We start from the raw sequence: 14,398 nt of genomic DNA on the forward strand, positions 1-14,398 counted from the left end.
CATGACCACGCCGGCCCTCAAGGCCGCGTGACCGCACCTGTCACCCGAACCTGCATCAGACCCGGCGGATCGCACCCCGGCACGCCTGCTCCACCCCGCGGCATCGACCTCCGCCCTCAGCACCACTCGTATCGCTGTCGGAATGCCGCTGGTAGGGGCCTCGCCGCCTGCTGATCCGATTCTGACGGCATCACCCGGGCGCGTCCGAAGAATTACCGAACCCGCCACGCGTTCCATCGGCCCGGGGCCGCTGTTCGCGGGAGGTCGTCATGACTGGCCTCCAAGAAGGGGCGAGCTACCCAGTACGCCTGCCCCGCACCGGCACGGCAAGACGCCCTCAGCGCGACGCGAAGATCACACGCAGTGCAGGGAGGGGCTCCTCACCGACCACGGTCGGCGAAGAGCCCAAGAGGCTGTCTCCCCAACCCCCTGCCGAGTCGCCCTCACATCCTGGCTCGCACTCGCTCTGTACAACCACGTCCGCGTGGATCGAGGCCGCCGCCAGGCGGCCCCGTGGGGTCATCGCCTCCAGGAGCCCTGGGGGTCGCGTTCGGGCATGCGGCTCGGGTGGGCGAGTCGGCCGGTCGCCGCCTGGGCGAGCCAGTCGGCCCACCGGCTGATGAACTCGTCCAGGTCCCCGATGACGAGCGGGGTAAAGGGCCAGGCCACCTGGTGCATCATCATCCCCGGACCGACGGCGGCGCGGGATTCGTGTTGAGGGTCGAACGCGAAGGGCTCCATGGTTCTGCTAGTGGCGCGCAGCGGGGTGTCCATGAAGGCGGTCTCGAACCACCGGTACTGGTCCTTCGTCTGCGCGTCGGCGTACCAGAGGGAGTGGCTGCGCCCCTCGTACCCGCGGTAGTTGGCGGGGACCTTCAAGGAGAGAGTGGCGGACGCTATGACGTCGAACGATGCCGGTGTCGAGATGGTGCTCCAGACCTCGGGGGCGGTTTCCCTCGGTCCGGACAGGGTCAGCTGGGCGTCGTTGATTCGGACGTTCCATCCTCCCTGTTTGCCCTTGCGGACCTCTGCGCTCGAGGCGGCGGTCGTGAGGGTCGTGAGGACGGCGTCGGCGATGAAGGAGAAGGAGGTCGTGGCGGCATCGAACAGGGCCTTGCGACGGTCGGCCTCGGTGGCGTGTGCCGACACCCGGCGGTCAGCTTCGGCTTGGCGCGCGACCGCGCCCTGGTTGGCCTGCGCGAGTGCGGCCAGCCCACCGGAAAGCGGGGCCGTGGGGATCTGCCCCAGCCGGGCGAGCACGTTGCCGGCCGCCGGGCGGCCCTGCGGGGCCCGGAAGAGGCACTCGGTGATCGGCGCCGCCAGAAGCGGCGGAGCGGTGGTGAGGGGCGGCACGGTTCCGTGCAGGTGCTGGTCGTGGTAGTCGTGCTCGTACGGTCCTGTGAAGGGCGGGGTGCCCTCGAGGAGCTCGTAGGCCAGAACGCCCAGGGCGTAGATGTCGCTGGCGCTGGTGGCCCGTTGGTTGTTCCAGCGTTCGGGGGCCATGTAGGCGAAGGTGCCGTGGAGCTTGAAGGTGTGCCTCACGGTGGTGGCTTCGGCGTAGCGGGCGATTCCGAAGTCGGCCAGGCACCAGCGGCCACCGAACAGCAGGATGTTCTCCGGCTTGAGGTCGCGGTGGACGATCTCGTGGTCCTTGAGGTCAGCAAGTGCTTGGGCGACGTCGGACAGGATGGCGACCGCCTCGTTGAGGGCAGCTGGCCGTGCTCCTGGAGGTGGTCGCGCAGCGACTTCTGGGCGCGGGGCATCACCAGTACCCACTGGTCTTCGTGCTCGCCGCTGTCGATGACCGGCACCACATTGCGGACGCCGTCCAGATCGATGAAGAGCATCTCGCGCTCTGTGCCCGGCGCTTTGGGTACGAGCTTCACCGCCGCCTTCTCGCCGGCGGTGTCCTCCGCCTCGAACACGGCGCCGAAGCCGCCACCGCCGATGCGGGCGCCGACGGCCCACTCCTTGCTCAGTGCCAGTCTCATGGTGTGCGTTGTCTCCATCGTCAACTGCTGTCCCGTGAGGGCGGTTTCGCCCGCTTACATCCTCTCAGGGACCACTGACAGTGGTGTACGGCATCGCATGGGGGTGCGTGTAGACGCTGGGATCCCGGACCGCTCCCCCTCTGGCACACGTGGTGCCCGGGAGAGACGTCAGCGGTCGACCGGAAGCACCTGATCCAGGCCGCTCTCGTGCAGGATCTGCTGGATGGTGTCGTCCAGGGTGCTTGCCGCGTCGATAACGGTCTCCAGACTGTCGGGCAGCAGGCCCTTCTCCCGGTACCAGTCGCGCAGGCAGTATTCGGTGACGTGCTTGAGGTACTCGGCGTCGGGTTTCGTCGCGTGCCGCAGCAGCGTCCAGCTCCTGGCGGCTGGACCCGCCGACGAGTCTCCAGTTCCTCCACCACGAGTTCGCGTTGAAAACAGGTCAACCTCATACAGGGCGCTTGACGGGGTGCGGAGCTCGGGCGCTACTTGTCGGTACTCACACAGCGGCTCGGCGCAGCTGAATACCACGCCGGGTTGTTCCGGCTCTGGAGCGCGCTGGTGGCCTTTTCCGCCTGGGCACTATGGGAAATGTGCCGGCAGGAAGTCTCTCAGCGACTTTCCTCACCCCCCGGGTGGTTCCGCGACCGGTGTCGCCCTGTCAGCGCTCATCGGTTCCGCGTGAGCCCCCGTGCTCAAGGGACAGGTCAGGCCATGCCCTCAAGGCGCCAGATCTGGTTCCTCTTGTTGTTCAGCGCGCTCGCCGGGTCGCAGGTCCACTGGTGGATCTTCGCGCCGGGTGCGGTCGAGATCCCACTGACGTCCACGCACTTGCCGCTGTGGACCGCGACCAGTTGGTAGTCCTTGCTGTTGCCGATCGCGGTGACGGGGTCGAGGGTGAACATCTGGTTCGTACCGCCGCCGCATGTCCACTGGATGACGGCGGCACCGTCGGCCGTGGAAGCGCCCGAGACGTCCAGGCACTTGCCGCTGTACTCATTCACGATGGTGTAGGTGTTCGCCCGGCCTGCGACCGGCTTCAGATCGAGCATCTGCTGGTAGCCGCCCTCGCAGTGGTACTGCTGGTACTGCGTGGTGTCCTCGGTGCTGAGGTCGGTGTCGTCCAGGCACTCACCGCTGTGCTGGGCCACCGCGACCGTGGAGACGGTGGTATTGGACGGGGGCAGCAGGGTGACGGTGTAGCCGTCGGCGGCATCCGTCCACGGCACGCTCACCGCAGCCGAATTGCCGCTGACGGTCAGAGTCCGGTCGGAGACCGTCACTGGTCCCGTCACCGCGCCGCCGCCGTTGTTCGGTATGCGCTGGACTATCGCGCGCACCCGGCGGTTCTCCACCACCGATGTGGTGTCGAGACGGTTGAGTTCGACGGTGACGTTCCCGGTGTTGCCGTTGCTGCCCAGCAGGATCTTCGCGTTGCGCGCGGAGTTGTCCTTCGTCGCCACTCCGTCGGTGTTCGTACCGGGCGTGACGTTCACGATGCTGCCCGTCTGGGAGCCGTAGTACCGGTACAGGAACCACTCGCCCAGCGGCAGATACTGACTGCCGGTCTTGGTGAGGAGCTTCGCCGCGAAATCGTGCAGGTTGGCGCCCCACGCCCAGTTGGCGCGCATGCCGTCCGCCCCGGCGCGCTCCAGACGGGAGATGTACCAGCCGCCCCGGCCGGGATTCTGCTCGTCGTTGGCGGCGTACTCGTTGACCTGGAACGGACGGCGCGTGGTCATCGACCGTGCCGCCAGCTTGGAGTTGACGGCGTCGGCGTCGGTGACCGGGTCACCCGGCAGGTCGTGCCAGCTGTAGATGTCGGGTTCGACGTTGTTGGCCTTCACATAGTCCAGGTACGCGTTCCACCAGGGGCCGCCCCAGTCCGTGGAGGGCTTCCCGGCCGTACTGGGCCCGACGATGACGGCGCTCGGGAAGGCGGCCCGGATCCGCTGGTAGGCCCGCTTCCACATCTCCAGGTACTGGGCCTGTGGCCGGTCCCAGAAGGACGAATAATCTGGTTCATTCCAGATGTCCCACTGGATGTCGGACATGCCCGCGGCCTTCGCGTCGGCGAGGAGGCGGTCGTAGAAGGAGTTGAAGCGCGACCAGTCGCCGTTGTCACCGGGGAAGGTGGGGCTGGTGGTGCCGTCGGCGCCCCACAGGTCGTGCGGCAGTATGACGAAGGTTCCGCCCAGCGCTTTGGTGCGCTTGTACTGGGCGAGGGTGGAGTTCCACCGGCGGTCGTACTTGCCGGCGACCCAGCCTCCCGGGTTGTCCAGCTGGGCGCCGCCGGCCCGCATGAACTTCCACTTGATGTCCTTGTAGAAGTGCTCCTGGGGCAGCGAGCCGTCCTCGGTCATCCCGTAGATGGTGCCCGAAGCACGGTACGTGGGGGCGCCCCTGGAGGCGGAGAAGTCGACGGTAACAGTGGTGTCCGAGGCCTGTGACGAGGCGGCGGGCAGCAGGGTCGCGGCCAGGGCGGCCAGGAGGACGGCCCCGCACGCGACGGCGCGGCGTCGGGTGCGGCTCGCGGGTCCTGAGCGTGTGGTGAGCGGCTTCATTCTGCGGCTCCTGGAGTGGAGGGGGGAACCGGGGCCGGATCGGTCCCGGGGTTCGGAAGGCGGCGGCCGGTCAGCGGCCGTCTCGGTGTGCGTGGGCTTCGGCGAGGAGGAGGTAGGCGGCGGCGGTCCAGGTGTAGGCGCGGTCGCGCAGGCCGGTTCCGGTGAGGGCGTCGAAGTTCTCGGCGAAGCCGTGGGTTTCGCACAGGGCGCGGAAGCGGGCGCTGATCTCGTCGGCGAGGCGGTCGTGGCCGGCGCGGCGCAGGCCGTCCTCGACGAGGATGGTGGCGGGGGCCCAGATCGGCCCGCGCCAGTACCCGTCGGAGAGGTAGTGGGGCGAGCTGGGGAGTTCGGTGGCCAGTCCGTGGGTGGTCAGGTGGGTCTCGATCCGGGCGGCCAGGGTTTTGCCGATGTGTGCAGGCAGGTGCTCGCCGAGTGCTATCGGCATCAGGTCCAGCAGACTGGAGCTTGTCCAGGTCGCGGCGCTGTCGACACCGCGGGTCACGAACCGCTCTCCTGTCCACAGCTCGTCGAGCATGGCGGTCTGGGTCGCCTCGGCGGTACGGGACCAGCCCCGGGATTCGTCGGGCCGGTCCAGTTCGCCGGCCAGTCGCGCGAGTTCGCGGAGCTGGAGTATGAGGAAGGCGGCGAGGTCGGCGGTGACGACCACGCGCTCGGGGTCGAAGGTGGTGGCGTTGTCCCAGCCGCTGTCATTGCCGTGCTGGTAGTGGGGCAGGGAGGCGCCCGGTGCACGGCGGGCGGTGAGCCAGAAGTCCGTCCACCGTGCCAATCCACTGTAGATCTCGGCGAGTTCCGTCCGGCTGAGGGGCTCGGGAAGACGTCTGCGCAGGTGCGAGAGTGTCCAGCCGTGGATGGGCGGTTTGACGAAGTTGTAGAGGACCTCGGAGTGGGTCACCGAGTCGGGCAGGGCACCGGTCTCGTCCTGGTGGTCGAAGGGCAGGGAGAACTGGTCCCAGGCCAGGGCGGGGACTCCGGGTGCCAGGGCGAGGGCGTTGAAGCAGTGGTCCCAGCTCCAGACCTTGTCCATCCAGTGCTTCGACATCAGCACCGCGGGCCTGGTGATCAGGGACGCCGGACGGACCGTCGCCGACCACAGGACGTACGCGGCGAGTTCCGCGGCCGGGGTCGCGGACGAGCGCCAGGGGGCCACCGCGTCGGCGAACGCGGCGAAGGCGTGCTCCGCGGTTGCCACGACGGCGTCGAACGTCTCCGAGGGCGTGCAAGGGAGGCGTGCGCTGTCCAGTTCCTCGATCGCCGCCTCCCAGACTCCGCCGGGGCCCGCGGTGACGATGACGCCTCGCTCGCCGCTCCCGAGGGTCTGGCTGCCGGACACCTCGGCGACGGAACCCGACAGCACGGTGACCCGGTAACGGCGCCCGGTCTCATACGAGGTGAACACGTACGACCCGTCCACCGGGTCGCGGTAGAAGTAGGTGCCCGTGAAAGGGGTCAGGGCGTCCGCCGCAGCGGTGATACGCAGGCCGAGTCCTTCACCGCGCAGGCGGACGGTGTCCGGTGCGGCATAGGCGAGGGCGACGCACCCTCGCTCACCGCTCCAACTGAGCAGGCCCGGAGTCGCCTCGACGCGGGTCCCCGCGCGCTCGCCCGTCGTCGCGTCGAGGGACGTGAAGCGCAGGACGGCGTGCATGCCGTTCTGGTGCGAGACGAGGTGGAGGTCCTCGGCACGTGCCTTCTCCGCCAGCACGGGTGAGATGCCGAACCAGGAGCCGTGCGTGCTGAACGGGATGTCGTGGATGGAGAAGGCCGGGCCGGAGCGGGCGGCGGTCATGTGGTGTGACTCGTTTCTTCAGCAGGGGTGGCCGACGGTGGTCATGTGGTGGTCAGTCAGTCCTTGACGGCTCCTGCCGTCACCCCGGCGGCCACATAGCGCTGGGCGAGGACGAGGATCACCGTTGCCGGCAGCGAGGCCACGACGGCGGTGGCCGTGATGGCGTTCCACTCCTGGTTGTTGTTGCCGATGTAGTGGTAGATGCCGAGCGTGATCGGCTCGTGGGCGCCGCCGCCCGCCAAGGTGCTGGCGAAGACGAAGTCGGACCACGACCACAGGAACGCGAACAGCGACACGGTGACGGCCGCGTTGCGGCTCATCGGCAGCACCACGGACCGGAAGGTGCGCCAGGGCCCGGCTCCGTCCACCTGCGCGGCCTGGAGCAGTTCACCGGGGATGCCGGACATGAACGCGGTGAAGATCAGTACCGCGAAGGGGACGGCGAGGGTGGAGTCGGCGACGATCAGGCCGGGGACGGACTGGAGCAGTCCGAGCTGGAGGTAGATGGCGTAGAAGCCCATCGCCATGATGATGCCGGGGATCATCTGGGCCACCAGCAAGAGGAAACCGAGGACTCCCCCGCCGCGCGGGCGGAGTTTCCCCAGCGCGTATCCGGCGGGCGCCGCAAGCGCCACGGTCAGCACGACCGTGCCCGAGCCGATGACGAGGCTCGTGCCCAGGTAGGGCAACTGCTGGTCGAACACGGCGCGGTAGCCGGCCAGCGTGCCGTGTACGGGGAACAGATCGGGCGGGGACTTGCGCATGTCCTGGTCACGGGTGAAGGACACGGTGAGCATCCAGTAGACGGGGAAGAGCATGACGGCGGTGAGTGCCAGGCCGAGGGCGGTCTTCCACCCCGTACCGCGAAACCGATATAGCGTGCTCATGCCAACTCCTGCTTCCTCTGGATCCGCACGTACACCAGACCGAAGACAAGGGCGGCGACGACGAGGAGGTTGCCGACGGCCGCGCCGGGACCGAAGGCGGGCAGGAGGTTGCCGAAGCCGAGCTGGTAGGACCAGGTGGAGAAGGTCGTGGACGCGTCCGCCGGGCCGCCCTTGGTCATGATCCAGATGATGTCGAAGACCTTGAGCGTGTAGACCAACCCCAGCAGCAGGGTGATCGCGGACACGGGGCGCAGCAGCGGGAAGGTGATGCTCCAGAAGCGTCGCCAGGCGCTCGCGCCGTCGAGGGCGGCCGCTTCGTAGAGGCTGTGCGGGATGGACTGGAGGCCGCTGTAGAGCACGACCAGGTTGAACGGCACGCCGATCCAGATGTTCGCGGTGATCACCGAGGTCAGTGCCCACTCCGGTGAGGTCAGCCAGTTCACCGGACCGACGCCGATGACGTGCAGAGCCGCGTTGACGACACCGGAGTCGCTGTTGAGCATCCACGACCAGGTGGAGGCCGACACGATCAGCGGCAGCAGCCACGGCAGGAGGAACAGCGCCCGCAGGGTCGCGGAGAGCTTGAAGTGCTGGTCGAAGAAGGCCGCGAGGGCCAGGCCGATGGCGTACTGGAAGAACAGGCACACGGCGGTGAAGACGACGGTGTGGGTGAGTGCCGGGCCGAAGGCCGGGTCGCCGAAGACCGTCCGGTAGTTCGCGAGGCCGGTGAACGGCGCGTTGCCCTGGACGAAGGAGCGGACGGTGTAGTGCCGCAGGCTCAGGTCGAGATTCCGGTAGAGCGGATAGGCGTAGAAGAGGACGAGGTAGACCGTTACCGGAAATAGGAAGGCCCAGGCGGCCCACTGTCGGGAGGCCGGGCGGCGGCGCCGACGGGCGGTGGGAGCCGGGAGCGGGGCGGCGGTGGCCGCCTCGTCCCGGTCACGCACCGGCCGGCGGTCCGGCAGATGTGTCATGCGATGCATCAAGAAGCCCTCGGTCGCGGTGCCTGACGGTTTACTTGACGGCGTCCTGCGCCGCGGTGAGCGCGTCCTTGGGCGACTTGGAGCCGCTGAGGGCGGACTGGACCGCCTTCCACATCTGCTCGGAGATCTTCGGGTACTTGGTGCCCAGGTCGCCACTGGTGCGCCCCTCGGCGGCCTTGACCGCATCGACCCAGGGCTTCAGCTCGGCGTCCGCCGCCACCTGCTTGTCCTGCACCTCGCTGGTGGGGGCCACGTAGGACAGCGTGGTGTCGGTGTCGTACAGGTGCTCGGCGCTGGTCAGGCAGGACACCAGCTTGTGGGTGGTGGCGTAGCGGCCCGTGTCGCCCTGGACCGGGACGGTGACGAACTCGCCCCCCGTCGGGGCCGCGGCGTTCCCGCCCGAGGCCCCGGGGATGGGCAGGACGCCGTAGTCGAAGCCGGCCTTTCTGGCGCCTGCGAGCTGCCAGGTGCCGTTCTCGGCGAAGGCGTAGTCGCCGCTGGCGAACTCCTGCCAGCTGGTGGTCTGGGTGTTGTTGAGCACCGAGTTCGGGGCGTACCCCTGCTTCAGCCAGTCGGTCCAGAGCTTCAGCGCCGAGGAACCCTCGGGCGAGTCGAGTTCGGTCAGCTTCGCACCCGAGCCCCAGAACCAGGGCAGGAACTGGAAGCTGCCTTCCTCCGTGCCGATCGCCGAGAAGGTGATGCCCTTCCTGCCGGCCTTCTTGACCTTCGCGAGAGCCGCCGTCAGCGACTTCCAGTCCTTGACCGAGGCGATGTCGACCCCGGCCGCCTTCAGGACCTTCTTGTTGTAGTAGAGGGCGAGGGTGTTGGCGCCGATCGGCGTACCGTACGTCTGCCCGCCCGACTGGCCGGCCGCGAGCAGGTTGGGGTCGACCTTCGAAGTGTCCAGCTTGTTGTCGTCGGTCGTGGTGAGCACGCCCGCCTCGGCCAGGGTCGACACCACCGGGTTGTCCACGATGAGGACGTCGGCGGAGTTGTCCTGCTGCGCCGCGAGCAGCGCCTTGTTCGCCAGGTCGCTGGTGTCGAAGGCGGTCCGTTTGATCTTCACACCGGCCTGGGTGCCGCAGCCGTCCAGCAGCTTCGCCCACGCCGAGGTCTTGTCGAACTGCGGGTACGGGTCCCAGATGGTGTACGTGCCGCTGTCCGTGCCCTTGGTGTCCGTGCTGCCGGAGCAGGCGGTGCCGGCGACGGCCACGACGGTCGACAGGGACACGGCAGCGAGAAGCCGTCTCGAGTAGCTGTGCATGGCGGGTCCTTGGCTTTGGGCACACGGGTGCCGTGACAGGGGTGACTGGCGGCAAGGGGCACGCCGAACGGCGACGGTGAGGAATCGGGTGCCGGGTGACAGGGGAAGGAGCGGGAGGTGACGGAAGAAGAAGGGAGACTGCGGGAGAAGACGTGAGGGGGGGTCAGGCTTCGCCGGATGATGCTCCGGCGGCGGGTCCGGTGCTGGCCCGCAGGGAGATCGGCGGTGCGAGCAGGTGGTGCCGGGGCGGCGCGTCGGGATGGTCGATCCGCTCGACGAGCAGATCCACGGCCCGGCGGCCCATCTCCTCCGCCGGCACGTCGGCCGCGGTGAGTTGCGGGGTCACCGTCTCCGCCCATCGGCCGGCCACGACACCGGTCACGGAGAAGTCACGCGGCACATGACGGCCCGCATGCGCGAGCCCGCGATAGAGGCCGCCGAGCGCGGCCTCGTTCAGGGTGACCAGGGCCGTGGTGGCCGGATCGTCGTGCAGGATCCGCTCCAGGCAGGCCTGGCCCGAGGCAGCGTCGTCCCCGCAGCAGTACGTACGTACCGTCAGCCCACGCTCGGCCGCCGCCTTCGCGAACCCGTCCAGTCCCCGGTGCGCGGACTCGTATCCGACCCGCAGCAGTTGCTCGGGCCGGTTCACGAACGCGACCCGGCGGTGGCCGAGATCCGCGAGATGGTGCACGCAGGCCGCCGCGAGCACGGTGTGGTCCAGGCCGACCCACCAGCCGCCCTCCGGGTGCGCGGTACGACCGATGGCGACGGACGGGAATCCCAGTTCGGCCAGATGGTCGACCCGGTCGTCCCGCAGCCTGATCTCCATCAGGATCGCCCCGTCGACCCGCCGCTCCCCCAGCAGCCGCTGGAAGGAGCGGTCGCTGTCCACACCGCTCGGGGACAGCAGCACGTCGTAGTCGTAGGCCGCCGCGGCCTCCACCACACTGCCGATGAAGTCCAGCTGCATGCTGGTGTAGTGGTTCCCGGCCGGCGGGAAAACCAGACCGATCGTGTTGGTCCGGCCGTTGGCCAGGGCCCGCGCACTCGCGTTGGGCTGGTACCCCAGTTCGTCGATGACCCGCTGGATCTTCCGGCGGGTGTCCTGCGACACCGGACGTTTGCCGCTCAGGGCATACGACACGGTGCTCCGCGAGACACCAGCCCGACTGGCGATCTCACCGATGTTCACGGCGGCTCCTTCATCGAACCGATTCGCTACTCCCGGCAGGGAAGTAGCCGCTGGCATCCAGAAGATGGGAGTGATGCGTCGCACCCCGGTGTCGAACCGGTTCGCGTCGATGGGACGTTAGGAGTCCACCTGTCGGGGTGTCAATACCTTGTGCACAGCCACGGAAACACATCGGAAATCTGCATGCGCCGCCACGGCCGCCCGTCCACATGCCTCACGTTCCACGCATCCGGCAACGCGACGGACCGGTCGGACCGCCCGCAGCGTGATGACAGCCGCCCCTTCGGGACCCGGAGGCCACGGATGTCGCAGGTATCGACGCGCCCCGCTCCGCCCACCCCGGCCAATGACCGCGACAGCGCACCGCAGGACACGACAGCGGTCACCCCGCTTCCCCCTTTGCCCGAGGGTGAGGACGGCCATCCCGCGCTGTCGGCCGATCCGCTCCGCGATCATGGTCGCCGGCATCGTCGGCGCCTCCACCGGGGCCGAGCGGACCCGGCTTCACAAACACGGCAGGGACCGGAGGAGATGCACCAGCGGCACGGGACACCCTCGCGATCTCGCAAATCGTGCAGGAACTATTGACGCCGTTCCCCGGTTCTCCCATCATCCACTTTGCTCGATACTCCGACACGCGTTCGGTATAGCGAACGTGCCAGAACTGCACCGCATCGCCAGTCCGAAGACACCGACGGTTCCCATCAGAACCGCTTGCTCAAGGATGACGAGGTCCCATGCGCTTAAGAAGGTTCAGCCGCAGACGTCTGTCTGTGGTGCTCGCCGCCGCGTTTGCGGCCCTGGTCTCGTTGGCGGCGATGCTCGTCGCCAGCCCGGCTCAGGCAGCCGGCACAGGCGCCTTGCGCGGTGTCGGCTCCGGCCGGTGTCTCGATGTGCCGAACGCCAGCCAGGCCGATGGTACGTTCCTGCAGATCTGGGACTGCACGGGCGGGACCAACCAGCAGTGGACACTCACGGACAGCAACCAGCTCACCGTGTACGGCAACAAGTGCTTGGATGTGCCGGGTCACGCCACCACGGCCGGTACCCGGGTGGAGATCTGGGCCTGTAACGGCGGTGCGAACCAGCAGTGGCGGGTGAACTCCGACGGTACGGTCGTCGGCGTGGAGTCCGGGCTGTGCCTGGACGTTTCGGGCGGCGCTACAGCCAACGGCACGGCGGTGCAGCTCTGGGCGTGCCACGGCAGCAGCAACCAGAAGTGGACCGGCCTGTCCGCGCCGGGGGGCGGCACGTGTTCCCTTCCGTCGACCTACCGGTGGACGTCGACGAGTGCACTGGCGCAGCCGGCGAACGGGTGGAACTCGCTCAAGGACTTCACCAACGTGGTGTACAACGGCAAGCACCTGGTCTACGCCTCGAACGTGTCGGGGGGGACGTCGTACGGCTCGATGGCGTTCGCTCCCTTCACGAACTGGTCCGACATGGCGTCGGCCGGCCAGACCGGGATGAGCCAGTCCGCGGTGGCGCCAACGCTGATCTACTTCGCGCCCAAGAACATCTGGGTGCTGGCCTCCCAGTGGGGTGCCTCGCCCTTCATCTACCGCACCTCCAGCGACCCCACGAACCCCGACGGCTGGTCCGCGCCGCAGCCACTGTTCACGGGCAGCATCCCGGGCAGCGGCCCGCTCGACCAGACCCTGATCGCTGACGACAAGACCATGTACATGTTCTTCGCCGGCGACAACGGCAACATCTACCAGGCGAGCATGCCGATCGGGGACTTCCCGGGGAACTTCGGCTCGTCGTACAAGACGGTCATGAGCGACACGACGAACAACCTGTTCGAGGCGCCGGAGGTCTACAAGGTCCAGGGCCAGAACCAGTACCTCATGACCGTCGAGGCGATCGGCGCGAACGGGCGCTACTTCCGCTCGTTCACCGCCTCCAGCCTGAACGGTCCGTGGACCCCGCAGGCCGCCGGCGAGAGCAACCCCTTCGCGGGCAAGGCCAACAGCGGTGCCACCTGGACCAACGACATCAGCCACGGCGACCTGGTCCGCAACAACCCCGACCAGACCAAGACCATCGACCCCTGCAACCTTCAGTTCCTCTACCAGGGCAAGTCCCCCGCCTCCGTCACCCCGGGCATGCCCTACAACGAGCTGCCCTGGCGGCCGGGCGTGCTGACCCTGCAGCGCTGACCCGCCCGATCCACGGCGATCGCGACGTGGTGGGGTCCGCCCACGCCCAGACAAGCGCTTCACGGCGTGGGCGACTCCACTCGTTGACCGACACCCACCACCTTGGTCAACCCCAGCCGCACGTCGGCTGGGGTCGCGGCGATGGCGAGTGAGGCGGGCAGGCGTGCCCATGAGGTGCCCCCGTCCTTGACCCGGGCGCGGTGCTTGCCGCCGCCTTTCCAGCGGATCTGGGCGACCGCATCCTCCAACCACGCCAGCGTCTTGTCCCGGGCGATGTCCTGGCACAGCTCCAGCACCCGGCGGGTCTCGTAGTCAGCCAGCGCCCACGCGACGTGTGCTGTCGGCGGGGGCCGGAACACCAGGTGCATGCCGAGCCAGGGGATGCGCTCCTTGGCCCTGTCGGTCTTGGGTGAGCGGTTGTGCTCGATGGGCCTGCCCAGCACGGTCGCACGCCGGGCGCGGGCCGGGCTCTTGCCCTGCGCCAGGAGCTCGCGCTCGATCCGGTCGGCATCCGGGTGCCGGCCTTCCCCCAGGAGCAGCTCGGCCTGCCGCTCGTCACCACGTCCCCGGCCCTGAGACCGACCGCGGCCAAGCTCCTGCCCTTCCACACCCCGGGAGGGACACCGGCTTCGTCCTGAGCGGCGCGCAACGGCTTACCCGCAGCACGGGGGCCGTCGCCGACCATCACGCCACGGAAGAGATAGCGCTCGCCGCCCGGACGGATCTTCGTTTGGCTGATCATCTGGCCATGGAACCCCGGTACTGACGTGCGAAGAAGCGCGATCCAGGGCCCCTCCCGCAGGGCGGGAGGCCATCACCAGATCTTTACCGTGCCGCCCGCCAGGCGGGCCGTCCGATCAGCCCGAGACGATAAGCCGCTGGTGTGTGCACTCTCCCGCCCATGAACACCACCAGGTACGGAGAACCCTGTCCCCTCTGTCGCACGCCGCTGCTCCTGGACGTGCTCCAGGTGCGCTCCGCGCGGTCCGCCTTCCTCACCGCCGAGCGTGTCACGCTGCGTCGTTGCCCCGGCTGCCAGACGGTCCGGTCTGAGCAGTGGACGGAGGTGATGCGGAGCCACTACGGCGACTGCTGACGGTGCCGTGCGAATACTGCGCACCGCACCACCACCAGCCCCGTGCGGCATGGCACGCAGAGCTGGTGCCGCCACAAATCGCGGGACTTCCCCAATCGGGGAAGTCTTCGCTCAACGGCAGGGGTCAACCCTCAACGAGCTCTGCGTCGACGACGCCGTCCTCGTCGACAGCGCCGGATCGGGGACGGCGTCAGCGTCGGCGTCGACCTTCACCTTGCTGAGGATCCGGCCGATGCGGCGGATGGCGTGCTGCTGTCTCTGGGCATCCTCGCCACTAGCTAAGGGCCTTACGTGCGGTCTTGTCCTCCGTGGCGTTCTCGACTGCCTGTCGAGCAGCACGTGTTCACGGCTCGGGGAGGCGCCTGGTGACCTGGAGATCCGATGTTCACGAGAACGGGTTCTGGTCCACTTCTTGTGGTGTGGTGACGGGTTGTCACGAGGTAGGGGCGTGA

The 14,398-nt window shown here is 68.4% G+C and carries 10 protein-coding genes and 1 pseudogene; 2 read left to right on the top strand and 9 right to left on the bottom strand.

What is annotated here, in order from left to right; translation table 11 throughout:
• Positions 1-519 precede the first annotated feature (519 nt).
• The 8 genes from IE294_RS44580 to IE294_RS44615 form a co-directional block, all read right to left on the bottom strand.
• Positions 520-1,968: a protein kinase domain-containing protein gene (locus IE294_RS44580; protein ID WP_229918105.1), complete on the bottom strand. Its 1,449-nt coding sequence runs from the start codon at positions 1,966-1,968 to the stop codon at positions 520-522.
• Positions 1,969-2,159: 191 nt separating this feature from the next.
• Positions 2,160-2,522, bottom strand: coding sequence for a P-loop NTPase family protein (locus IE294_RS49525; protein ID WP_306433548.1), 363 nt, complete (start codon positions 2,520-2,522; stop codon positions 2,160-2,162).
• A 176-nt stretch (positions 2,523-2,698) separates the two neighbouring features.
• On the bottom strand, positions 2,699-4,555 hold the full coding sequence (locus tag IE294_RS44590) for an RICIN domain-containing protein (protein WP_189895055.1): 1,857 nt from the start codon (positions 4,553-4,555) through the stop codon (positions 2,699-2,701).
• A gap of 70 nt (positions 4,556-4,625) precedes the next feature.
• Positions 4,626-6,362 (bottom strand): amylo-alpha-1,6-glucosidase, encoded by a 1,737-nt coding sequence (locus tag IE294_RS44595; RefSeq protein ID WP_189895056.1) that lies wholly within the window; start codon positions 6,360-6,362, stop codon positions 4,626-4,628.
• Between the two features lie 56 nt (positions 6,363-6,418).
• Positions 6,419-7,249 carry a carbohydrate ABC transporter permease gene (locus tag IE294_RS44600; protein WP_189895057.1) on the bottom strand — a complete coding sequence of 277 codons (831 nt, stop codon included), beginning with the start codon at positions 7,247-7,249 and terminating at the stop codon, positions 6,419-6,421.
• Positions 7,246-8,232 carry a carbohydrate ABC transporter permease gene (locus IE294_RS44605; protein ID WP_189895058.1) on the bottom strand — a complete coding sequence of 329 codons (987 nt, stop codon included), beginning with the start codon at positions 8,230-8,232 and terminating at the stop codon, positions 7,246-7,248. Before IE294_RS44605 ends, IE294_RS44600 begins: the two co-directional genes overlap by 4 nt.
• Before the next feature lie 31 nt (positions 8,233-8,263).
• The gene (locus IE294_RS44610) at positions 8,264-9,496 is read right to left on the bottom strand and encodes a sugar ABC transporter substrate-binding protein (RefSeq protein ID WP_189895059.1); all 1,233 of its coding nucleotides are present in this window, start codon (positions 9,494-9,496) and stop codon (positions 8,264-8,266) included.
• A gap of 163 nt (positions 9,497-9,659) precedes the next feature.
• Entirely contained in the window at positions 9,660-10,688 is a 1,029-nt protein-coding gene (locus IE294_RS44615; protein ID WP_189895060.1) for a LacI family DNA-binding transcriptional regulator, read from the bottom strand.
• A gap of 737 nt (positions 10,689-11,425) precedes the next feature.
• Between IE294_RS44615 and IE294_RS44620 the strand changes: the two genes are divergently transcribed.
• Positions 11,426-12,850 carry a non-reducing end alpha-L-arabinofuranosidase family hydrolase gene (locus IE294_RS44620; RefSeq protein WP_189895061.1) on the top strand — a complete coding sequence of 475 codons (1,425 nt, stop codon included), beginning with the start codon at positions 11,426-11,428 and terminating at the stop codon, positions 12,848-12,850.
• 179 nt (positions 12,851-13,029) lie between these two features.
• Here the strand turns inward: IE294_RS44620 and IE294_RS44625 are convergent.
• Positions 13,030-13,535, bottom strand: a pseudogene (locus IE294_RS44625) (relaxase domain-containing protein); the annotation flags it as partial.
• Between the two features lie 216 nt (positions 13,536-13,751).
• Here IE294_RS44625 and IE294_RS44630 point away from each other — a divergent pair.
• Complete coding sequence (locus tag IE294_RS44630) at positions 13,752-13,946, top strand: hypothetical protein (RefSeq protein ID WP_189895062.1); 195 nt, start codon at positions 13,752-13,754, stop codon at positions 13,944-13,946.
• Positions 13,947-14,398: the final 452 nt, after the last annotated feature.

The sequence above is a fragment of the Streptomyces canarius genome, from assembly GCF_014650735.1.
In the GTDB taxonomy this organism is placed as follows: Bacteria; Actinomycetota; Actinomycetes; order Streptomycetales; family Streptomycetaceae; genus Streptomyces; species Streptomyces olivaceoviridis.